Here is a 21,709-nt window from a genome sequence, read left to right as displayed (position 1 = left end):
ACAATTTCTATAGCGTTCCCTTGCTGGAAAGGGCACCCAAAATTTTTTCATCAATTCTGGTAGCCATATGCAACGATCGTCCAAACGCCTTAAAAATTGATTCAAGGACATGGTGTTCGTTTACACCATAATAAGAATTAATGTGAAGATTAAAAGCCCCTTGAACGCAAACAGCCTGAAAAAATTCTTTGGCAAGATACGCATCAAATTCACCTTTTGACCTTAGCGTATCCGGGAAATTATAGACAAGATACGGCCTGTTTGACAGGTCTATTGTAACCTTGGACAGGGCTTCATCCATTGGGATACTGGCATCTCCAAACCTGACAATTCGCTGTTTTGTTGCGAGTGCTTTCGAAAGCGCTTGACCAAGAACCAGACCGACATCCTCAATTGTATGATGAAAATCGACTTCAAGATCTCCTTTGGCATTGATTTCAAGATCAAAAAAACCATGAACGGTAAAAGCGGTAAGCATATGATCAAAAAAAGGAATTCCGGTTAAAACATCAACCTTGCCGGAACCGTCTAAATCAAAACAAATACTAATCTCAGTCTCATTTGTTTTTCGGACAACACTTGCCTTTCGACCCATAAATAACCTTTAAATTGCAGTAACACCAGCAAAAACAAACTCATACACGAGCAAAACTCAACAAAAATGAATCTTTTAATTTACCTAAATCAAAGTTTTTTGTCAAATAATTTTTATTTCGGCAAACTTTCTATTGCAATGATATTCTTTTTATAAATATACTTTGAATAATGTCAATTTAAGGAACTGAATATCATTCCACCCTGAAGAATAAAACTGAAACAATAAAAAATGAATATCTCAACCAACACATATGATAATTATCAATCCGGTTTCAGCTACCCCTCTGTTCCACACTCAAAAACCTTAAACATTAAACCCCTTGCCGAAAACAACCAGACATTTAATACAGTTTCAAATTCAAATAACAGCACACAAAAAACGATTAACCAAACTTCGGAAACAAATAGCCCCAAACAAGAACACACCGGCCTGAGATCACAAGAAACTGAAGAAACTCAAACAATTGCCAAACCCAAAACAATAAGTGGAGAGGAACAGACATTAACCCGGGCAGAAATCCAACTTGTTGAAGAACTCAAACAAACTGATATCGAGGTAAGACAACATGAAATGGCACACATTGCAGCCGGCGGGAGATATATCACCTCAGGAGCGAATCTCACCTACAAACGTGGGCCGGACGGAAAAGAATATGCTGTTGCAGGTGAAGTCAGCATTGACACGTCTCCTGTACCTGGAGACCCCCGGGCCACAATCCGAAAAATGCGCCAAATCAAAAACGCTGCACTTGCACCTGCAAATCCATCTTCTCAAGACCTGAAAGTGGCATCAAACGCAACATCAACAGCATCCAAAGCCCTTTCAGAGTTAGTGACATTACAGGCAAAAGAACAGGCAATTGCCAATGAAAACAAGGCCTTTGGATCCCTTAAAAAAGCTGCACAGTCATATGAAAAAATAAGCCGCCTGCCTGAAGAACAAAGATCAACCTTCCAAACTGCTGTTTAATCCTCTTCTAAGTGTAATATCAATTCTATGCACTGTAAAATAATTAATATTATGAATAAATTCCTTTTACTCGGTGATCAAATTTTATATTCACCCTTATTTGATAAGTTTGACAATCTGCTTAAACTGATCACCCTGTGCCGCCCGCATCAATTCAAAAAATACCATTTCAACACAAGTCACCCGGCAGCCTGACTGAACAAGCCTTTGAATACCAATTTCCTTATTTTCTTTGATTCTGGAAGACACGCAATCCGAAACGACCTGAACCTCGCAACCTTGATTAATCAAGTCATATCCTGTCTGAAAAACGCAGATATGAGTTTCAATTCCGGTCAAAAGCACTTGATTTCTTCCGGCTTTTTTGAACTTTTCCATAAATTGCGGCTCCCCACAACAAGAGAATGAAAATTTCTCAATGGGTGTCTCTCCCACCATACATTTTGAAACCGCTTCAGCTGTCGGACCTAAATTCTTTGGGATCTGTTCCATCCAGATAACCGGTACTCCAAGAATTTTCATGCCCTGAATCATAACCTCAAGTGATTTAAACAATTTTTCTTTTTCATGCATTAGCTGAGACAGCTGACCCTGAACATCAATCAACAACATAATGGTGTTATCAATGGCAAACATTATCACCCTCCTTTAGCTATCCATCATTATAAAACACAATTTGTAATCCATGCCGTTATTTGTTAACCTGATTACAATAAACAAACAATTCAATCGAATTTAATTGAGGCATTATTTTTAATAAAAATTAATACCCCTTCAAAAATAAGGGAATTTATTGAGCATTTTATTCTAAATACTTTTTTAGCACAATTATTGCAATCAACTCTTTAAAAGAATATTTTAAAAAACATTTTTTCAGGAGTCAATTCAATGGTGACATCAATTCAAAGTAACATATCAGCCTTACAGGCATTTTCCAAGCAAATGGCGGTCAGTGCCAACAATGTTGCAAATGCCCTTTCCGATGATTTCAAAAAAAGCCGGGCAATAAACACTGAAGGAGAAAACTACCAGGTTAAAACTACCATCACAAAAATAGATACCCCGGGTCCGCTTGTGGCAGATCCTTTAAGCGATACCGGAAAATTAAAAGAACTGTCCAACACCGACATAGCAGAAGAGCTGTCCAACCAGATAATTATCAAACAAGAATTTGCAGCAAATACAAAAGTTATTCAAACAAACGAAAAAACCACTGGAACTCTTCTCGACCTGATAGGATAATCTTATGATAATAAAAAAAATCAAATATCTTACAATATCAACCTTAAACTTAATACAGAAAGTTTACACCCATTAATCAGAGTAACCCAAAGAGGACAGATTTATCTAACAGCTGCCGAGTAATTTTCCGGCATCAGCCATGTTAAGATCGAACCATCATAGACAAGGATGCAACAAAAAAACCGGAAATCATCTTTATCGACAGTTAACCTGACGCCTTTCTTCATTTAGATGTACTTAAAGCATAATTTATGCCATACTATGGAAAATTTAGGTTATAGACTGTTAAAACGTAAAAATTGAAAGAATATTCAGGATATTATATGTCATTTGATGAACTTGGCCTTCGGGTAGAATTGCTTAAAGCCGCTAAATCCAAGGGCTATACCGCCCCCACCCCCATTCAGACCCGGGTCATTCCGGTGATCCTCAACGGACGTGATATTCTTGCCCGCGCCCAGACAGGAACGGGAAAAACAGATGCATTTGCCCTCCCCCTGATTGAAATCCTGAGCCGTCGAAAAGCCAACCGGCGATACCCCCGGGCTCTTGTCCTGACACCAACCAGAGAACTTGCACTTCAGGTGGGAGAGAGCATCAAGGCCTATGCCAGACGAGTATCCATTCGATGCACTGTGGTTTACGGCGGGGTTAACATAACTCCACAGATTGATCGACTGAGGCGAGGCATTGATATTCTTGTTGCCACACCAGGACGTCTTCTGGATCTTGCCAGTCACAGGGATCTGGATCTTTCCCGAATAGAATTTCTGGTGTTTGACGAGGCAGACAGAATGCTGGATCTTGGATTCAGTGAAGAGATTTCCGAAATCCTTGAGTTTGTTCCGACTGAACGCAGGACTATGCTGTTTTCAGCCACCTATACCCAACAGATTCGGGATCTTGCCAAAATAATGCTTCAGAAACCAGACTATATTGAGGTGACTCCCAGCAATACCGCAGCAGAATCAATTATTCAGAAGGTTCACTTGGTGGACAGACCCAACAAACGCGCATTTCTCATCCATCTGATAACCACTGGACGCTGGACCCAAATACTGGTCTTTGTCCGCACAAAACACGGGGCAAACAAGCTCACGGAGAAACTGACCGCAAAAGGGATCAGTGCTGCTGCCCTGCACGGCAACAAGAGCCAGTCTTTCAGGACACGCACCCTCAAAGAATTCAAAAACGGTGAAATCCGCACCCTCGTGGCAACGGATGTGGCTGCAAGAGGTCTTGATATCAGCAATCTGCCCTATGTGATCAATTACGATATGCCGAGTGTACCCGAGGATTATATTCACCGTATCGGTCGCACCGGTCGTGCAGGCGTAAGCGGCATTGCCTTATCCCTGGTCAGTCCCGATGAAAAGCCTCACCTTAAGGCCATTGAAAAACTGTTGGGGAAAAAGATCCCGAAAGAAACGGTTGACGGCTATACAATGGATGGCACAGTTCCGGATTTTGTACTATTGCGCCCCAACAATCCATCCAGCGAAAAAAAGGCAAACAAGATCATAAAAGAGATTGTCAACAAAAGAAAAGCCTCAAAGCAGCGTTCGCAACCCCCTGCCGGAAAAGCAAGATCAAAATCCCGATCCGGCAGAAAAAAAACACATCACAAAAAAAATGGTTTCTAAGACTTTGGATTAACCCCACAACGAACCATAAAGTTGTGGATTAATGTTCTGCAAAGCTGAAAAACATATTGTTGACAACTTTAGTGTTTGGTTATGTTTTAATATAAAAAACCATATAATTCTTTTGTTCAGGCTATTTTCTCATCTTATTTTTTATTATATACTATAATTTTTTAAGCAACGTTTTCCGGTCGATTTTTAAAATCTTAAGGGCTTTGGCTTTATTGCCGCCGGTCTGTTCCAGCACATCCCTGACATATTTTTTTGACATCTCTTCCAGGCTGAGATTGAGGTACTGATCAAAAGGCACATTAAATTTCATGATGTCGGGAAAATTTACACTGTCTATGAAATTCGTATCATTCATGATCAAATTTCGATGAATCAAATTTTCAAGTTCCCTGACATTGCCAGGCCAGGAATATGTTTTCAGAGCCGTGACAGCCTTATCCGTAAATGCGGGTTCTGCTTTTCCCAGCTCTTTGGCATATTTTAAGGCAAAATGCCGGGCCAACAGAAGAATGTCATCCCCACGTCCCCGGAGAGGGGGAATTTCAATATTGATAACATTTAACCGAAAAAACAGATCCTGGCGAAACAGACCCTTTTTAACCAGATCTTCCAAATTTTTATTGGTGGCTGCAATAACTCTGACGTCAATTTTCTTGAGTTGGGTTTCCCCAACCCTGGCAACTTCTTTTTCCTGTAACACCCTGAGAAGTTTTGCCTGGAGTTCAAAAGGCAGTTCACTGATTTCATCTAAAAAAAGACATCCTTTTTCAGCAGCCTGAAAAAAACCTTTCCTGTGTTGCACAGCGCCCGTAAATGCCCCCTTTACATGTCCGAACAATTCACTTTCAAACAAAGTCGCCGGTATGCCCGGACAATTGATGGGAATAAACGGATACACGGATCTGGCCTTGTGATGATAATGAATCGCCCGGGCCACAAGTTCTTTTCCCGTACCGTTTTCTCCGGTTATCAAAACAATTGCATCGCTTTTACAGGCTTTTTCAATCTTTGAATACACCTTGAGCATACTTTTGGATTGACCAATAATACCAAACCTGGACCAGGTATCCGTATAGATTGCTGCCGGATCTATTTTTTTTTCTTTCTGTTTTTGGAGGGTTCTTTGAACGGTATCCAGAAGTTCCTGATCTGTGAACGGTTTGGTAATGTACTCATCTGCTCCTTCTTTCATGGCAGCCACGGCACTGTTAATAGAACCGTATCCGGTCAACATGATGACACCAATATCCTTCAAATGGTCACATACATACCGTATCAATTCAAGGCCAGTATGTTTGGGCATTTTATAATCAGTGATGAGAAGATCAACTTTCCGATGTTTAAGGACCTGGATGGCATCTGGTACACTATGGGTTGCAAACACCTGATAACCGGACATTTTAAGGTTTCGTTGTATCACTTCACATGTAATGATATTATCATCAACAATGAGAATCGCTTCCTTTTCGACTGGATCAGGCATTATTTTTCCTCCAGAGGTAAACAAACTTCGAAAATAGTTCCTTTGCCAGGTTCGCTGCTGACTTTAATGTCCCCATTATGGTTTCTGACAATGCCGTACACAACGGAAAGGCCTAAACCCGTGCCTTCACCAACATCTTTTGTCGTAAAAAAAGGCATGAATGTTTTGCTGATATTTTCACCGGATATCCCGATCCCGGTATCTTCAACAGAAAGAATTACATTTTCATTGTTTTTTCTTGTGGTGAATGTTAATTTCCCGCCATTTTTCATTGCCTGGATGGCATTGATTGTTAAATTCGTTATCACCTGTTTGATCTGGTTGGGATCAGCGGTAATGGTTATGGCATTTGCATAGTGTTTTACAATTTTTATGCCTTCTTTAACACATCTTGCTTCTAAAAATATGATGCTGCTGTCAATGGCTTCATTGAGATTGATTGTTTTTTTGCACAAGGATGTCTGGCGGGAAAATTCCATTAATTTTTTTATGATTTCCCGGGAATATATGACACATTCTTCAATTTTTCCAAGGTCTTTTTTCGCCTGATCCGGCATTTCGGGCAGTTTCAGTGCCAATTGTGCCAGCCCCAGTATATTACCCAACGGTTCGTTGAGTTCATGGGCAACCCCTGCGGAAAGCTGACCTATTGTTGCCAGCCTATCGGCATGAAGAAGTTGATGCTGAATGAGCTTTCTGTTTTCATCATCACGCTGCTTTATCACATAAAAGCTGATGATATTGGCAATCGCCTTGAGCAGGTTTCTTTCTTCAATCAAAAAAGGAATCTTTGATTCCAGACCCAGTCCAGGAGGGTAAAAAACTTCTATTGATCCTACAGCCTTGTTTTCAATTAAAATTTTTTCAGTCTGAAACACACTGGATTCAAAAAAATCCGGGGAAAGGTATGTAGTGTCCTTAAAAGTGATACGGGCACAGGATTCTTTTGAATATTGCCATCCATGGGGGATTATACAAACGATTTTATCCAGTGCAACATCCATGTCGGTTTCCGACACCACACACTGGGCAACCCGGCACAGACAATTGAGTTCTCTTATTCTTTCTCCCTCACAACGGTGGCGTTTTTTATAAGCACAATAAAACTGTTCTAATTTTTCATTGCGTTGTTTGAGTTCTTTAATCTGCTGCTGCTGTTTTTCGAACCGAATATCAATGGGTTCCATTTAATTTTTTCCCACTTATGATGTCGCTTCCACAGGTTCCATACCGGGAATTCCGGCATGGAACGTTAAGTGAAAAATAATCTATATTCGATAAAAGTCAATAACTGCAACGGGCAGACCTGGTCTTTCGCTCAGATTTACCCGCAACAAAAAATGAAAGTCACTGTCTGGATTTTTGAAGACTTTCATATAAAAAATCAGGATAATCCCTGATCAAGAATAGCATCTGCCACACGCCGGAACCCGGCAACATTTGCACCAAATATATAATTGCCTTTTTTGTTGAATTCGCAGGATGTTTCATAACACTGGTCATGGATATGCTTCATTACCTGATGAAGTCGATTATCAACTTCATCTTCCGTCCAATTCATAAAGGTGGCATTCTGTGCCATTTCAAAGCAGGAACAGGCCACCCCTCCTGCATTGCATGCCTTTGCAGGTGCATACATGATATCTGATTTTTCCAAAAATTCCATACCCTCCAGGGTCACGGGCAGGTTGGCACCTTCTACAAGGCATTTTACATTGTTTTTAACCAGGGCCTTTGCATCATCAAGATCAAGTTCATTTTGTGTTGCACAGGGAAATGCAATATCACAAGGAATTACCCAGGGCCGCTGATCTTTATAAAAATCCACGTTAAACTTATCTGCATAATCTTTTACAACATCATTTCCGCTCAACCTCAGTTTCAGCATATAATCGACTTTTTCGCCGGTAATACCCTCTGGATCATGGATAAATCCGTCCGGTCCGGAAAGAGTAACCACTTTGCCGCCAAGCTCATTAACCTTTTTAACAACCCCCCACGCAACATTTCCAAAACCGGAAACCGTAACAGTCTTACCCTCAATATCATCTTCTACATTTTTCAGCAGTTCCTCGGCAAAATAAACTATGCCATACCCTGTAGCCTCGGGCCTTAAATAACTGCCGCCCCATGTAATGCCTTTGCCTGTCAAAACACCTTTAAAAGATTTGGTTATCCTGCGGTACATGCCGAAAAGATAACCGATTTCCCGTGTTCCCACACCGATATCACCGGCCGGGACATCAGTTGATGCACCAATATGCCGTGAAAGTTCCAACATGAAACTTTGGCAAAAATTCATGATTTCATTATCTGATTTGCCCCTTGGATTAAAATCAGATCCGCCTTTTCCACCGCCCAATAAAAGACCTGTTAATGCGTTTTTAAAAATCTGCTCAAATCCGAGACATTTGATAATGCTTTGGGTAACGGATGCATGGAATCTAAGGCCCCCCTTATAGGGCCCCAGTACATTGCTAAACTCGACACGATACCCGGTATTGACCTGAATCCGACCCTGGTCATCTTTCCATGGTACTCTAAAACTGATTGTCCGGTCCGGTTCGACCAGTTGTTCAAGAATCCGGTTGTTTTGATACTCCGGATTAGAGTCCAGCACCGGTGCAATGGATTTAAAAACTTCAGCCACAGATTGAATATATTCTTTTTCCCAGGGATATTTTTCCGTAAGCATTGCTAAAACAGACTTTGTATATGCATTCATGAATTTTTCCTATTTGTCTTTTTTAAAATTAATTACATGGTCATCTGTTTTTTTCAGACAACGGGTTTCACCATTTTTACAATATTTATTGCAATTGCAAATTCCATTCCAAACCGGTTTTATTGGATAATCAAACTTTTGAGTATCCTTGTCAATATCGGTTTTTGACTCCAACGGATCAAGACAGGAAAACTCCTCACAAAAAATAACAGGTCTTTTGTGATTCATGCAATAATTGCATTTTTCTGCATTTGAACAATTAATGCAAAGACCTGACAGTTGATTTTTCTCTGTCATAACACCTCCCTAATTTATCTTTAACGTAAAAATAGCAATTAATATGCCAGACTCTGAAAAAATCATCAAAACCTCTAATATTACAAACAATTAAGCTACAAATAAATCACAATCAATCCCTTTTAATGTATGGAAATTTTCCATAATCGGGAAATTTTCCATACTTTTCTGGCTTGAGTCAACGCTTCATATTTGCATATCATTGACACCCTTTTCCTGATTTAGTAAGTTAGCTGCCAAGTTTCTGGGAATGATACAGGAGATAAAATTTGAAGATTATTATCGTTGGTGCAGGGGAAGTCGGATATAACATTGCCGGCCGGCTTGCGTCTGAAAACAAGCAGGTTATTGTCATTGACAAGAACCCGGACGCTGTTCGGCGACTTTCCGAAAACCTTGATATACAGGTCATAACAGCATCAGGCAGCAATCCCAAAGTTCTCATTGATGCCGGTATCAATGAAACTGATATCCTTCTTGCGGTAACAGACCAGGATGAAACAAACCTTGTGGCCTGTCTGATAACCGACCTGATATCACCCACAACTAAAAAACTGGTAAGGCTCAGGGATGCTGATTTTGATTCCTATCATGAGCGCTTCAAAAAAGAGGCCCCCCATATTGATACTGTGATCAATCCTGAAATAGAGGTGGTCAATACCATCAGGAAACTGATGGAAGTACCCGGAGCTGTTGATGTTGGTGATTTTGTTGATGGTCAGGTAAAATATATCGGGATCAGGCTGGACAAAAATTCTCCTATGGCAGGAATCCGACTGATTGATTTTCCTGCTGAATTTGGTGAAGAAAGACCGTTGATTGCAGCCATCATAAGAGGCAACAAAGTTATCGTACCCAGAGGCGGAAACAAATTAGAACCCGGCGATCTTGTCTATTTTGTCTGTGAGACAATAAAGCTTGAAAAAACACTCAAGCTTTTTGGAAAAAAAATACAGCCCATTCAAAACGCTTTGATTATCGGTGGCGGACGAATCGGTGAAAGACTTGCCAAACGTCTTGAACAAGACAATATTAAAACAAAAATCATTGAATCCGATATTAACCGGTGTCATTATCTGTCCGAACAAATGGATAAAACCGTTGTTCTGCATGGGGATGGGTCTGACCAGAAACTCTTTCTTGAAGAAAATGCAGGCCAAAGCGATGTAGTGGTATCTGTTACGGATGATGATGAAACCAATATACTTGTTTCCCTGCTGGCAAAAAACTTAGGTGTTCAAAATACGATCACCAGGATCGGAAAATCAAGTTATTCTCCCCTGCTTGCCACCATTGGCCTGGAAAAAGTTGTTAACCCGAGACTTTCAGCTGTCAGTTCCATCCTGCAGAATGTGAGAAAAGGAAAAGTTTTGTCTGATATTTCCATTTTTGGGGAACGAGGTGAATTTATCGAAGCCATTGCCCTTGAAACCTCGGACATCACGAACAAACCTTTAAAAAAAATATCCTTTCCCAAAGGTGCGCTTCTGGTATGTATCATCAGGGAAGGACAAATCATGATTCCGGCGGGAGACAGTTCTGTCAAGCCTGGCGACCGGATCATCATGTTTGCCGTAAAACATGCCGTAAAAAAACTTGAAAAACTTTTGACTGTTAAACTGGATTTCTTCTGATGCGCTGGCAGTTTATCGCAAGAATTATAGGTATTCTCCTTTTATTTTTGGGATTTTCCATGATCGTCCCGTTACTGGTGAGTTTGTATTATCATGACCTTGCCTTGAACGGTTTTCTTAGATCTATTGCTATTACCGTGTTGGCTGGACTTTTACTGATCCTTCTGTCAAAAAGCCATGCAACCGAGGATTATATAAACCAGAAAGAAGGAATGACCACCGTTGCCCTGGCCTGGACTGCCATCGGCCTTTTCGGTGCCCTGCCCTTTTATTTTAGCCCTGACTTTACAAATTTTACCGATGCCTTTTTCGAATCGGTTTCCGGGTTTACAACAACCGGATCATCGGTCATGATAAATATTGAAGGGGCAACTCAAAGCCTTCTTTTCTGGAGAAGTTTTATTCAATGGCTTGGCGGCATGGGAATTATTGTCCTGTCTCTGGCCATACTCCCGTTCCTGGGGGTTGGGGGAATTCAATTGTACAAAGCGGAAGTCCCAAGTCCCGTACCTGACAAACTCACCCCGAGACTGAGTGACTCTGCAAAAATCTTATGGATCGTATATGCAGTCTTCACCTTGATTGAAATTATTTTTCTGCTGGGTGGCGGCATGTCGTTATTCGAGGCTTCCTGCCATGCGTTCACAACCCTTCCGACCGGCGGGTTTTTTCCTAAAAATGCATCCATTGCCCATTATGACAGTGCTTTTTTTGATTATGTCATTGTCATATTTATGGTGCTGGCAGGTATTAATTTTTCTCTTCATTATCAGATGCTCAGGGGTAAAACACTTGCTTTCTGGGAAGATACGGAATGCAGGTTTTTTCTTGGACTCACATTACTGTTAACCCTTTTAATAACCTGGGATATCTACGGCTCCGTCTATACATCCGTTAAAGATGCATTTCGGTTTTCAAGCTTTCAGGTGGTCTCCATCATTACAACAACAGGATTTGCAACAGCGGATTATGAAAAATTCCCGGGATTGAGCCAGGTGCTTTTATTTGTCTGCATGTTTATTGGTGCGTCTGCAGGCTCAACCGGCGGCGGTATGAAGTGCGCCAGGATTATTGCCTGTTTTAAATATTGTTACAGGGAATTGTTCAAGATTATACACCCGCGAAGCATCAGCCATGTAAAAATCAATAATACGGTTATCCCGGATGAAGTGATTCGAAGCATCATGGGATTTTTAGCTCTTTATATCGGTCTTTTTATTTTGTCCAGCATACTTCTTGCCTGCATGGGGATTGACATGATGACAGCATTTGGTGCGGTTGCCGCCTGCATAGGCAATATCGGCCCAGGCTTTGGAACCGTGGGACCAACTGAAAACTTTGCCCACCTGCCGGTAATGGGAAAATGGCTGCTTGCCTGGTGCATGCTGCTGGGCAGGCTGGAAATTTATACCGTTATCATCCTGTTTGTTCCTGAGTTCTGGAGAAAATAACCGAACAAATTTAAAATTATCTTTTTTTACATTTTTTTTACAACTTGTTTACACCACCGTGACAAATGAATAACTCAATGGGGGTATGGTGAACTTAACTCAAAGTTTGAGTGTCAAAATTCACCAGTTAAACAAGGAGAAACCCATGAAACAGATTATCAATAATTATTCCAAATGCATTATTATTGTAGCCATTACGCTCATAGGTTCCATGGCATGGGCAGGCTCACTGAAAAAAACAGAATTGGTTTGCCGCTTGAAAACAGACCGGGATATTTTTATTGCAGGAGAACCCCAGAATATTGTTTTAAAGGTCAGCCTGGATGCCCCGGCTGCACCGGCAGACATTTCGCGTCCTGCAGTGAATCTTGCCCTGGTGCTGGACAGGTCCGGCTCCATGAACGGCACAAAAATCGAACAGGCAAAAGCGGCTGCACTGGAGACCCTTAACCGGCTCGGCATGCAGGATATTTTTTCCCTGGTGACATACGACACCACCATCCAGACCATTGTACCGGCCCGTCATCCAAGCAGTGTGCAGGAAATCATCCATACCATCCGACAAATCAGGACAGGTGGCAGCACAGCCCTTTTTGGCGGCGTCAGCCAGGGAGCTGCGGAAATCCGAAAAAACCTTGAAAATGAATATGTCCACCGCATTGTCCTTTTATCCGACGGGCTTGCCAATGTGGGCCCAAGCACACCCGAGGATCTGGGCCGGATGGGAGCTGCCCTGATCAAGGAAAACATCTCCGTCACCACTGTTGGTGTGGGAGTGGACTACAATGAAGATCTCATGGCACGGCTCTCCCAGAAAAGTGACGGCAACACCTATTTTGTTGAGTCAGAATATGATCTGCCTGCCATCTTTGCAGCGGAGCTGGGAGATGTACTCAATGTGGTGGCGAAAAATGTAAAAGTCATTATCACCCTGTCCGATAATATTACGCCTGTGGGCATCATAGGCCGGGAAGGCAGGATAAGAGGCAACCGGATAGAGCTGTCCATGAACCAGCTCTATGGAGGCCAGGAAAAATATGCCCTGGTGGAAGTAATACTTCCGGCATCCACACCTGGATCAAAACAAACTATTGCCAGGGCTGATGTATATTATGAAAATCCGTTCACCCAAAAACAGGCTCAATCCACAGGCACCAGCCATGTCAAATTCAGCAACAACCCCAAAAAAGTGGCTGCATCCGCGAATATTGATGTGGTGAGGGAGTATGAGCGTAATCTCAATGCCATAGCCCAGGAGAAAGCCATTGAATTTTCCGACAAAGGACAAAAAAAAGAGGCTGTTGCAGAACTGAAAAAATCCGCAGTCAAGCTCAAAGCTGCTGGTGCAAGATACAAGGATGAAGAATTGCTTGAAGAGGCAGAAGCAATTGAAAACCAGGCCAGTCAAATAGAAGCCGAAGGAATGAGCAAAAAAAGCCGCAAGGTGCTGAGAACCCAATCCTTTCAAATGAAAAATCAACAGCTTTTAAAAAAAGAGTAAAAATGGTACTGGATTAATATGACAAGCAAACGGACCATTCTCTTCTTCTGGGCACTGTTTTTAGTGCCCACTTTGATTGTGGCAGGCCTGGCCTTCAAACTGCTGTTCCATGAACAAGAACGCCTTAACCGGTTGGCTCTGAACACATTATCCAGTCAGGCGCAAACCATTGCCGACACCATTCATATAACAGCCCAGGCCGTTCAGGACACCATGGGACTGTCCCTGCTGCAACTTGCCCCTGACCGGCGGTCAATGCAGCTCAAATTCTGGGAAGCCTCCAACCCCCTGGTTCGCAACTTTTTTGTGCTGCAAAATGACAAGGGGCTGGCATACCCTGTTCCTGGTATGGGGTCCACTCCGGAGGAGAGGCGGTTCATGGACAGATATGAGGCGCTGTTTTCCGGCAGACTTGCCTTTGATTATAATGATATGCCGTCCAAAGATGAGGCCGGGGTTTTTTTTGAAAAACCACTGGCACCTGTCCATAACGATCTTTACTCTGGAAAAACACCTCTTGTATCTGCTGCATCAAAGAATACTGCTGAACAGCAAAGCCCCTCTGCAAGACAAAACCTTGTGACCCTGTCAAGATCCCCTCTGCGGGAAGTGCCTCGGCAGGAAGATGAAAAATCCCTGAATAAAAACAATACAGACAAAAAAAACTTGTTCGAAAAAGACCGGATTGAAAAAAACAGGATAGAAAAAACCGGTTGGATTCCCTGGTTCAGTGAAAACCGCCTGTTTATTCTGGTGTGGGCACAGCAACAGAAAAATGATGACGTATACGGCGTGGAACTTGAATTAATGACCCTTTTATCACGGCTGGTGGTGGATTTTCCCCCTCTGCCCCAGGAGAATGCAGCACTGGTACTCATGGACGGCAACGGCAATGCCCTTCATCAATCCGGAAACTTTCAGATACCGGTAATGAAAAAACCAGATATTTCCCTTGCAGTATCACCTCTGTTGCCCCACTGGAAAATCACGGTATTTATAAATGAAAAAAAAATGGGGAACACCCTGGGATTTTTTTATCTCTCCTGCGTTCTTCTGGGTATTTTTCTTGTTGCCATCATTTCCGGCGGTGCCCTGCTCACCCGTATGACCCTGAAAAACATGAAAGATGCCCGTCAAAAAACTTCATTTGTTTCATCAGTGTCCCACGAGCTGAAAACCCCTCTGACCAGTATCCGCATGTATGCTGAACTGCTCCGGTCCGGACGGATTACTGCTCCTGAAAAAACAGACCGCTACCTGTCGGTGATGGTGACAGAGACCCTTCGCCTAACACGGCTGATCAACAATGTGCTGGATTTTGGAAGGCTGGAACAGGGAAAAAAACAATATCACAAAACAACCTTTGATCTTGGGATGCTTCTAAAGCATATAATTGATGACCACAGTATCAGGATACAAAAGCACGGCCTTGAAATAATCCGCCAGTTCCCGGCCTGCACTGCCGACGATTTCATGATCTTTTCCGATGCAGATGCACTCAAACAGGTTATTCTCAACCTCATTGACAATGCAATAAAATATGCAAGACAGGGTGGATTCATCCGGTTTGTTCTGGAAAAAGCGCGTACTGAAACAACTGGTATAGCTGGAACAACTGGTATAAAAGAGAAGATGATCTTATTAAAAGTTTGTGACAATGGTCCGGGAATTCCAAAAAAACACCACAACACCATATTTGAAAAATTTCACAGGGTGGACAACTCATTAACCGCAACTCATCCGGGTTCTGGTCTGGGTTTGAGCATTTCCAGACAAATCATGCGCAGCCTTGGAGGAGATCTGGTGCTTGAACAAAACCAAACCGGTACAGGATGCTGTTTTACAGCAAGGATAAAACCCGCATGACAACCATACACATACTTGTGGCAGAAGATGACGACAATATCCGCATGGGACTTGTGGATATTCTGGAAAGTGAATCCTATCAGGTGACCCAGGCACAAAACGGTGAAAAAGCTCTGGCACTATTCCGGAACAATACCGTGGATCTGGTACTTCTGGACATCATGATGCCTGAAAAAAACGGTTATGATGTTTGCCGTGATATCAGGGCCATGGATAAGCAGGTCCCCATCATAATGCTCACGGCAAAAGGCGAAGAGATGGACAAGGTAATCGGACTTCACTCCGGGGCTGATGACTACATCACAAAACCATTCGGTATCCATGAGCTTCTGGCGAGGATCACTGCGGTCTTAAGACGCGCCGGGCTTCAAAAAAACGCTGTAGCCCATGCTGCGATCGCAAAAGATGCGACCACAAAAAATTTTGATGCCTGCAGTGAAGAAATCTTTATGTTTGGCGGATACCGGGTAAATCCCAAAACATTCAAGCTGACTACAAGATATTCAGGAGAACCTCTATCTTCATCACATGACGGTCAATTGGACATGAAAGCCCCCGTTGAAATTGTTGAAATTGAAATTTCCAAGCGGGAATTGAAATTGATTCAATTTTTTTATCAACACACAGGACAGGTTTTAAGCCGTGACACCCTGTTGAATGAAATATGGGGGATCAACTATCTGGGAACCACCCGGACTCTTGATCAGCACATTGCCAAGCTGAGAAAAAAAATAGAAAACACACCTTCCTCCCCGAAATTTATTACCACCGTCCACGGGGTCGGATACCGATATTCAGAATAATCTTGACACATTTTCAATCCAAAATATTTCGAATTGCCTGTGCAAGATCCTTCATGCCTACAGGTTTCATCAAGAATCCTTTGCCACCCAACTCTTCCACATTTTTTTGTGTTATGGTTTCACTGAATCCAGTACAAATCAAAATGGGTATATCAGGCCTTATCTTTATCAATTCAGAAGCAAGCCTATCTCCGCTGAGTATAGGCATCGCCACATCTGAAATCACAAGATCAAACTCTTTGGGCGCGGCCCGAAACACTTCAAGAGCCTCAACACTGCTGGTCAAAGATGTTACTTGATACCCCAGCCGGGTCAATACTTTTTTTTCAAATGCAATAATGGCAGCCTCATCATCAACAAGCAAAATTCGTTCAGTTCCGCCTTGAATGTTTGACAATGGAATCTGAATTCTTCTATTTTCAAATATTTTTTTTTCTTCCGGAAAAAAGGCCTTAAACTCCGTGCCTTTACCGGGTTCACTATATACTTTAACTGTACCACCCATTTCCGTAACAATGCCATGTACAATTGCCAACCCTAATCCAGTGCCTTTTCCCTTTTTCTTGGTTGTAAAAAAAGGATCAAAAATTTTTTCAATGATATTTGGTTGAATACCCACACCGGTATCCTTTATTGTCAAACAGACATAGCTACCGGATTTTATTCCCGAATTTTCCTTTTTTCCTGAATTTATCAGGCCAGCATCTTCAGATTCAATCATTTTGAGATTTATTGTTAAAACTCCGCCTGTCTTTTCCATAGCATGATATGCATTGGTTGTAAGGTTCATGATAATCTGATGCAGTTGTGTAGGGTCGGCTTTTACAGCCCCACACATATTGTCAATATTTTGTCTTATTTCAATGGTAGACGGTATTATGGATCTTAAAAGCTTTAAAACTTCCTTTACTATATGTTGTATTTTAATGCTTTTTAATTCAGCTGATTCCTGGCGGGAAAAAGTAAGAATCTGTTTCACAAGATCTGCAGCCCGTTTTGCACTATCATGAATTTCATTAATACTTTCTCTAAACTGACTGTTTTCCGGCATATCCGTCAATAAGATTTCCGAATGACCCAGGATTGGGAAAAGAATATTGTTAAAATCATGGGCAATTCCTCCGGCAAGCGTGCCAATTGCCTCCATCTTCTGTGACTGTCTCAGCTGGGCTTGAAGGCGTTCTCTTTCCGCCTCAGATTGCTTTACCGCAGTCAGATCAATATCTATGCAGAACATTTCTTTTCCAGCTTGAGTGCTGTTCATCACATGAGAAGAAAAAACAGGAACATCATTTCCAAACTTATCCACAAGCACCAGTTCCCCTGCCGGTATTTTTTCGTCTTTTTCAATCCAGAGTCCATGCAGCCGCTTGACCTCATTTTTCATTGCAGGCGGTATGACAAGGTCTTCAAGCTTTTTTCCCAACGCTTCTTCTTTGGTATAGCCATATAATTTTTCGCTGAACCTGTTCCAGAATGTAACCCGTCGTTTTTCATCATATCCCTGGATGGATATTTCCGATACTTCTTCAATAATCTTACGAAATCGTCTTTCACTGTCTTTTAATGCATTGTTGACTTCAATGTCTTTTGTGACATCACGACCACATCCAACCGTACCGATCATTTCTCCGGATTTACTGTAAAACGGAGCTTTATGGACATCAAGAACTATATATTTTCCCCTGACCCGGCCGTCTTCCAGAAACCGTCCGGGCTTATTGTTTTTTTTCACCACTGCATCCGAATCCACACAAATTTTACCAAAGGTATGGTCAAAGCCATTTTCTTTTTCACGGTGAGCAAAAAACAGATCGGTTTTTCCCAGGGGTTCACTGGTTGATTTTCCATGCAGCAGGTTATCGCAAATTGACTGGTTCGCAAAAAGATATCTGTCTTCCATATCTTTTGCCCAGATCATATCAGGAACATTATCCGTCATAAGTCGCAAAAGTGCGTGAAGCTCCTGAAACTTTTCTTTATCCTTAACCAGACTCTTTATTTGATTTTTCTGATCAGAGACTTCACGTTTCAAAAGAAACAAGTGTTGTTCCAATTCTTCATAGGTTGGTTTTTTTATCATGGAATTCACCCTTTCGTATTTTCCCGTCAAAAATGCGTCAAGAGTATTATCCGTTTATAAAAAATTTAAACGAAATTACTTGTCTTTTGGTCCGTCCACTGCGTTGCAGCAAAAATCGAATAGTCAAAGACTGTTAATTAAATTAACTATCAGTTATAATTGTTTAATTTCAGGATACGATGCCAGGGTTTTTAAAAACTGGCGGGTATGCCGTTCAATTCTTAACTTAAAAAGCTGAGCTACCTTAAACATCAAGGTGTGCCCGATTTTAAAATCTTCCACAAACAATTTATGCAGTTGGTCAGACGGAATGGTAATAATCGAACATTTTTCAGCACAAACTGCAGCAAAAGAACTGGAAGGCTCCTCAGTTAAAGCAGCCACCCCAAAGGTTCTTCCAGGCATTACTTTGTCCAGAGTCAAGGTTTTTCCTGAAGCGGTTTTAATGCTTAAATAAACCTTGCCGGAAACCAGCATATATAAATGCGTCAGTTTATGATTCTCGTCAAACAGGACTGTGTGTTCATCAAATGTTTCAAGATTTGCAATCATTCCTACTTTTTCAAATACAATATCAGGCAGATCCTTAAAGAAAAGTATTTTTTTCAATACGTCTTTTTCAACCATTTTAAAGGCCCCAAGCTAAAAATATGTTGTTCTATTAACTATCAAAGATATCATCTTCTATATCCCGGTGTTTACCAAGCGTCTTCAGGATCATCCCGGCCCGCACGTCCATGTATCGTTTGTATTGTTCTGAAACTTCCAGCATCATATAATATGCCAGTTCATGATTTTCTTCAAACAATTGAATCATCCTCGGCCCGGAAATGGTAATCAGTTCGCAGGGTTCCTGGCAAACCGCAGTATAAAAGGCATTTGATCCTTCAATGATTGAATACACACCAAAGCAGGCTCCGGCCTGGATATAATCAATAATAACATCTATCTCGGGCGTGAGTTCTTTTTTGACCGCCACCTGTCCCATAAGCAGCATATAAAATGTATCAACTTTCTCGTGTATGGTTATCAGCTGGGTATCGGTCCCAAAAATACTCAATTGCGCCTCTTTTGCAATAATCTCAAGTAATTTTTCAGACACATTCTTGAATATGTTAATGCGTTTCAAATCTTCTATTTTTACCATTTAAAGCCTCGGTTCTTATATTAATTAATACTGAAAACACCTAAATTAACACATAAAGAAAAAGAATAAACGTAACGGTCACGGCAGCACCAATACCAATGGGCAATGTCCCCTGAAGCACATCATTATACAGCCTGTACTTTTTTATCTCCAGCCGCTTATCACGATAACCGATGAGCAGCCAGAAATTCACGGCAACAAATAAAGACACATTTGCACCGGCTCCCCCGAAAAAACGGGCAACCCCTGATGCACTGCTTCTGACAATGGCTTCACACCAAGCATTTAATGGATTTAGCAACTTGTCAAGGGTAGCATAAATTGATCTTCCCAATTTTCGGTAAATCCAGTCTGAATCCACATTTATTGCCCGCATTTCTGCGGGATAAATTCCGGAAAGAAGCAGCAGCGTAAAAGCAAGTGCCGAGAAAAAAAGCAATTGTGTCTGGGATAAAACGTGAGAAATGGTATAAGGATGGTAATCCACAGGAAAGGGCAGAATATCATACAAAGGTTTGGGATATGTTCCTATGCCCACGCACAAAACAGCTGCAATCCCCATTGCAATCAACATGTTTTTGGGCGCTTCTTTTACCCGGTGCCCGGCATCATGGCCGAAAAAAGCAAAAAACGGTATTTTTATTCCTGCATGGTGAAACACACCTGCCGACGCAAACAAAAGAACAAGCCAGACAAAAACATAAGCACCCTGCCCTGCAATATGAGACCCGCTTGCAGCAGCTTCCATGACCATTGATTTACTGACAAATCCTGAAAAAAGTGGAAACGCGGAAATGGATGCGGCCCCTACACAACAAAAAAGGCATGTCCACGGCATGCTCTTGTAAAGCCCTCCAAGATCCGTGGCATTGATCTTGCCTGTGCGGTACATCACAGCGCCCATGGACATGAACAAAAGCCCTTTAAACAAAACATCATTGAAAACATGGGCACAGGCCCCGTTAATGGCCAACTCCGTGCCTATACCGATCCCCACTACCATAAAACCGACCTGGTTGATCAGGCTGTAGGCCAGAACCCGCCTTAAATCATTTTCAATCACCGCATAAAAAATCGGGAATGCCGCCATGCCAACACCGATCCAGATCAACGCCTCTGTACCTGGAAAGAGTCTTGCCAAGGCATAAACAGCGGTTTTTGTTGTAAATGCACTTAAAAAAACTGTCCCGCCAATGGTGGCTTCGGGATAGGCATCCGTTAACCAGGGATGAAGAACAGGCCAGGCACAGTTAATGCCAATGCCAAAAAAAATCATATAGGATGCCGGGCTGGACAAGGTCAATTTTAACATTTCAAGAGAGCCTGTTTGTGTCACATGAAATACAATGCCGGCAAGCAGAACAAGACCGCCAAAGGCATGAACCAGAAGATATCTGAAGCCTGCGGCCTGGGCAGATGGTGTCTTTCTGGCCCAGATCAGCATAACCGATCCTATGGTCAGCATTTCCCAGAAAACAAAAAACGAAAACAGATCACCGCTGAAAACAGCGCCAAGGGCTGCTCCTGCATAAAAAAAACCAGCCACATACTCCACGTTATTTTTAAAATTGAGAATATAAATAACCGTGATAAATGAAATAATATGGAAAATATAGCCAAACAACAGGTTCAGCCGGTCAATATGCAGTAAAACAAGCTTAAACTCACCAAAAGCGATCAGGTGCATATCACCCATGGGAAGATAAAGAAGGTTGATAAACCCGGCAACAGGTAGCAGCAACATATATACGGATTTTGCCTTGCCCCTGAACAAAGGAATAAAAAAACCGCCGATCATAAAAATAAAGGCCGGGAGAATGCTATTTGTCATAATAATCCTCCTTTCTTTTTACCAGGGGTCTTAACACATATTTTGACACCAGTACCAGTATCACACAGGCCACAAATCCGTAAAATGCATAAAAACCCCAGAATTCCTCCCATTTATAATTCACATGCCGGTGAATCACATGAGCCTTGGCAAGAAAAATATAAAAAACATCCAGAATCAGAAGAATGACCACAAAACTGAAAAAAAATGTTAACAGTCTTTTCACGTTCCGAGGATTATCAAACAGATGCTTTTTTTCCATGAGCAATACCCCCGATTCTTTAGAAGCAAGGTTGAAATAAAATATAGGCCATATATAAAAGGCTTACGCCAAACACAACTCTGAACACGCTTTTATAGCCGGGTACAGGGTCATGTTTAAGTTCCATGAGTTCTTTTTTGTCTTTGAGGTTTGTCATAAACG

The 21,709-nt window shown here is 41.8% G+C and carries 20 protein-coding genes and 1 pseudogene; 8 read left to right on the top strand and 13 right to left on the bottom strand.

The window, feature by feature from the left end:
- Window positions 1-7: 7 nt before the first annotated feature.
- Window positions 8-595 (bottom strand): imidazoleglycerol-phosphate dehydratase HisB, encoded by a 588-nt coding sequence (gene hisB, locus BLT94_RS06135; RefSeq protein WP_092231602.1) that lies wholly within the window; start codon window positions 593-595, stop codon window positions 8-10.
- Between the two features lie 231 nt (window positions 596-826).
- On the opposite strand from hisB, the gene BLT94_RS06130 reads away from it, so the two are divergent.
- Window positions 827-1,567 (top strand): putative metalloprotease CJM1_0395 family protein, encoded by a 741-nt coding sequence (locus tag BLT94_RS06130; protein WP_092231600.1) that lies wholly within the window; start codon window positions 827-829, stop codon window positions 1,565-1,567.
- A 96-nt stretch (window positions 1,568-1,663) separates the two neighbouring features.
- Here the strand turns inward: BLT94_RS06130 and BLT94_RS06125 are convergent, their stop codons facing one another.
- Window positions 1,664-2,203 carry an isochorismatase family protein gene (locus tag BLT94_RS06125; protein WP_092231598.1) on the bottom strand — a complete coding sequence of 180 codons (540 nt, stop codon included), beginning with the start codon at window positions 2,201-2,203 and terminating at the stop codon, window positions 1,664-1,666.
- A gap of 252 nt (window positions 2,204-2,455) precedes the next feature.
- On the opposite strand from BLT94_RS06125, the gene BLT94_RS06120 reads away from it, so the two are divergent.
- Both BLT94_RS06120 and BLT94_RS06115 read left to right on the top strand, forming a co-directional pair.
- A complete protein-coding gene (locus BLT94_RS06120) occupies window positions 2,456-2,809 on the top strand; it encodes a flagellar basal body rod C-terminal domain-containing protein (protein ID WP_092231596.1) in 354 nt (117 codons plus the stop codon).
- A gap of 323 nt (window positions 2,810-3,132) precedes the next feature.
- Window positions 3,133-4,452 (top strand): DEAD/DEAH box helicase, encoded by a 1,320-nt coding sequence (locus BLT94_RS06115; RefSeq protein WP_092231594.1) that lies wholly within the window; start codon window positions 3,133-3,135, stop codon window positions 4,450-4,452.
- Between the two features lie 163 nt (window positions 4,453-4,615).
- On the opposite strand, the gene BLT94_RS22735 is transcribed toward BLT94_RS06115, so the two are convergent.
- From BLT94_RS22735 to BLT94_RS06095, 5 genes and pseudogenes are all read right to left on the bottom strand, one after another.
- A complete protein-coding gene (locus tag BLT94_RS22735) occupies window positions 4,616-4,966 on the bottom strand; it encodes an AAA-type ATPase lid domain-containing protein (RefSeq protein WP_456072997.1) in 351 nt (116 codons plus the stop codon).
- Between the two features lie 87 nt (window positions 4,967-5,053).
- Window positions 5,054-5,947: pseudogene (locus BLT94_RS06110) on the bottom strand (sigma-54-dependent transcriptional regulator); the annotation flags it as partial.
- Complete coding sequence (locus tag BLT94_RS06105) at window positions 5,947-7,134, bottom strand: sensor histidine kinase (RefSeq protein WP_092231590.1); 1,188 nt, start codon at window positions 7,132-7,134, stop codon at window positions 5,947-5,949. The gene BLT94_RS06105 and the pseudogene BLT94_RS06110, both read right to left, overlap by 1 nt.
- Window positions 7,135-7,331: 197 nt before the next feature.
- Complete coding sequence (gene gdhA / locus BLT94_RS06100) at window positions 7,332-8,672, bottom strand: NADP-specific glutamate dehydrogenase (protein ID WP_092231588.1); 1,341 nt, start codon at window positions 8,670-8,672, stop codon at window positions 7,332-7,334.
- Between the two features lie 9 nt (window positions 8,673-8,681).
- Window positions 8,682-8,969, bottom strand: coding sequence for a hypothetical protein (locus BLT94_RS06095; RefSeq protein WP_014957841.1), 288 nt, complete (start codon window positions 8,967-8,969; stop codon window positions 8,682-8,684).
- Window positions 8,970-9,238: 269 nt separating this feature from the next.
- Between BLT94_RS06095 and trkA the strand changes: the two genes are divergently transcribed.
- The 5 genes from trkA to BLT94_RS06070 all read left to right on the top strand — a co-directional run bounded on the left by trkA (window position 9,239) and on the right by BLT94_RS06070 (window position 16,224).
- Entirely contained in the window at window positions 9,239-10,603 is a 1,365-nt protein-coding gene (gene trkA / locus BLT94_RS06090) for a Trk system potassium transporter TrkA (RefSeq protein WP_014957842.1), read from the top strand.
- Window positions 10,603-12,054 carry a TrkH family potassium uptake protein gene (locus BLT94_RS06085; RefSeq protein WP_092231586.1) on the top strand — a complete coding sequence of 484 codons (1,452 nt, stop codon included), beginning with the start codon at window positions 10,603-10,605 and terminating at the stop codon, window positions 12,052-12,054. The genes trkA and BLT94_RS06085 overlap by 1 nt, the downstream gene beginning before the upstream one ends.
- 145 nt (window positions 12,055-12,199) lie before the next feature.
- Window positions 12,200-13,555 carry a vWA domain-containing protein gene (locus BLT94_RS06080; protein WP_092231584.1) on the top strand — a complete coding sequence of 452 codons (1,356 nt, stop codon included), beginning with the start codon at window positions 12,200-12,202 and terminating at the stop codon, window positions 13,553-13,555.
- Between the two features lie 18 nt (window positions 13,556-13,573).
- Window positions 13,574-15,421, top strand: coding sequence for a sensor histidine kinase (locus BLT94_RS06075; protein ID WP_092231582.1), 1,848 nt, complete (start codon window positions 13,574-13,576; stop codon window positions 15,419-15,421).
- On the top strand, window positions 15,418-16,224 hold the full coding sequence (locus BLT94_RS06070) for a response regulator transcription factor (protein ID WP_092232130.1): 807 nt from the start codon (window positions 15,418-15,420) through the stop codon (window positions 16,222-16,224). The genes BLT94_RS06075 and BLT94_RS06070 overlap by 4 nt, the downstream gene beginning before the upstream one ends.
- Before the next feature lie 13 nt (window positions 16,225-16,237).
- Here the strand turns inward: BLT94_RS06070 and BLT94_RS06065 are convergent, their stop codons facing one another.
- From BLT94_RS06065 to BLT94_RS21945, 6 genes are all read right to left on the bottom strand, one after another.
- A complete protein-coding gene (locus tag BLT94_RS06065; protein WP_092231580.1) occupies window positions 16,238-18,307 on the bottom strand; it encodes a PAS domain-containing hybrid sensor histidine kinase/response regulator in 2,070 nt (689 codons plus the stop codon).
- A 153-nt stretch (window positions 18,308-18,460) separates the two neighbouring features.
- Window positions 18,461-18,934: a Crp/Fnr family transcriptional regulator gene (locus tag BLT94_RS06060; RefSeq protein ID WP_092231578.1), complete on the bottom strand. Its 474-nt coding sequence runs from the start codon at window positions 18,932-18,934 to the stop codon at window positions 18,461-18,463.
- Between the two features lie 34 nt (window positions 18,935-18,968).
- Window positions 18,969-19,454 (bottom strand): Crp/Fnr family transcriptional regulator, encoded by a 486-nt coding sequence (locus BLT94_RS06055; RefSeq protein WP_092231576.1) that lies wholly within the window; start codon window positions 19,452-19,454, stop codon window positions 18,969-18,971.
- A 40-nt stretch (window positions 19,455-19,494) separates the two neighbouring features.
- Complete coding sequence (locus BLT94_RS06050; RefSeq protein WP_092231574.1) at window positions 19,495-21,285, bottom strand: Na(+)/H(+) antiporter subunit D; 1,791 nt, start codon at window positions 21,283-21,285, stop codon at window positions 19,495-19,497.
- On the bottom strand, window positions 21,275-21,547 hold the full coding sequence (locus tag BLT94_RS06045; protein WP_014957851.1) for a hypothetical protein: 273 nt from the start codon (window positions 21,545-21,547) through the stop codon (window positions 21,275-21,277). The genes BLT94_RS06050 and BLT94_RS06045 overlap by 11 nt, the downstream gene beginning before the upstream one ends.
- Before the next feature lie 19 nt (window positions 21,548-21,566).
- Window positions 21,567-21,704: a hypothetical protein gene (locus BLT94_RS21945; RefSeq protein WP_158406112.1), complete on the bottom strand. Its 138-nt coding sequence runs from the start codon at window positions 21,702-21,704 to the stop codon at window positions 21,567-21,569.
- Window positions 21,705-21,709 lie beyond the last annotated feature (5 nt).

The organism is Desulfobacula phenolica (assembly GCF_900105645.1).
In the GTDB taxonomy this organism is placed as follows: domain Bacteria; phylum Desulfobacterota; class Desulfobacteria; order Desulfobacterales; family Desulfobacteraceae; genus Desulfobacula; species Desulfobacula toluolica.
Note: the sequence above shows the minus strand (reverse complement) of the source record. Positions and strands in the feature narration are given on the sequence as shown.

What these genes read in the sequence shown, in the direction of transcription:
- hisB (WP_092231602.1), bottom strand. Translation starts at nt 595, where the DNA reads ATGGGTCGAAAGGCAAGTGTTGTCCGAAAAACAAATGAGACTGAGATT.
- BLT94_RS06130 (WP_092231600.1), top strand. Translation starts at nt 827, where the DNA reads ATGAATATCTCAACCAACACATATGATAATTATCAATCCGGTTTCAGC.
- BLT94_RS06125 (WP_092231598.1), bottom strand. Translation starts at nt 2,203, where the DNA reads ATGTTTGCCATTGATAACACCATTATGTTGTTGATTGATGTTCAGGGT.
- BLT94_RS06120 (WP_092231596.1), top strand. Translation starts at nt 2,456, where the DNA reads ATGGTGACATCAATTCAAAGTAACATATCAGCCTTACAGGCATTTTCC.
- BLT94_RS06115 (WP_092231594.1), top strand. Translation starts at nt 3,133, where the DNA reads ATGTCATTTGATGAACTTGGCCTTCGGGTAGAATTGCTTAAAGCCGCT.
- BLT94_RS06105 (WP_092231590.1), bottom strand. Translation starts at nt 7,134, where the DNA reads ATGGAACCCATTGATATTCGGTTCGAAAAACAGCAGCAGCAGATTAAA.
- gdhA (WP_092231588.1), bottom strand. Translation starts at nt 8,672, where the DNA reads ATGAATGCATATACAAAGTCTGTTTTAGCAATGCTTACGGAAAAATAT.
- BLT94_RS06095 (WP_014957841.1), bottom strand. Translation starts at nt 8,969, where the DNA reads ATGACAGAGAAAAATCAACTGTCAGGTCTTTGCATTAATTGTTCAAAT.
- BLT94_RS06085 (WP_092231586.1), top strand. Translation starts at nt 10,603, where the DNA reads ATGCGCTGGCAGTTTATCGCAAGAATTATAGGTATTCTCCTTTTATTT.
- BLT94_RS06080 (WP_092231584.1), top strand. Translation starts at nt 12,200, where the DNA reads ATGAAACAGATTATCAATAATTATTCCAAATGCATTATTATTGTAGCC.
- BLT94_RS06075 (WP_092231582.1), top strand. Translation starts at nt 13,574, where the DNA reads ATGACAAGCAAACGGACCATTCTCTTCTTCTGGGCACTGTTTTTAGTG.
- BLT94_RS06070 (WP_092232130.1), top strand. Translation starts at nt 15,418, where the DNA reads ATGACAACCATACACATACTTGTGGCAGAAGATGACGACAATATCCGC.
- BLT94_RS06065 (WP_092231580.1), bottom strand. Translation starts at nt 18,307, where the DNA reads ATGATAAAAAAACCAACCTATGAAGAATTGGAACAACACTTGTTTCTT.
- BLT94_RS06060 (WP_092231578.1), bottom strand. Translation starts at nt 18,934, where the DNA reads ATGGTTGAAAAAGACGTATTGAAAAAAATACTTTTCTTTAAGGATCTG.
- BLT94_RS06055 (WP_092231576.1), bottom strand. Translation starts at nt 19,454, where the DNA reads ATGGTAAAAATAGAAGATTTGAAACGCATTAACATATTCAAGAATGTG.
- BLT94_RS06050 (WP_092231574.1), bottom strand. Translation starts at nt 21,285, where the DNA reads ATGACAAATAGCATTCTCCCGGCCTTTATTTTTATGATCGGCGGTTTT.
- BLT94_RS06045 (WP_014957851.1), bottom strand. Translation starts at nt 21,547, where the DNA reads ATGGAAAAAAAGCATCTGTTTGATAATCCTCGGAACGTGAAAAGACTG.
- BLT94_RS21945 (WP_158406112.1), bottom strand. Translation starts at nt 21,704, where the DNA reads ATGACAAACCTCAAAGACAAAAAAGAACTCATGGAACTTAAACATGAC.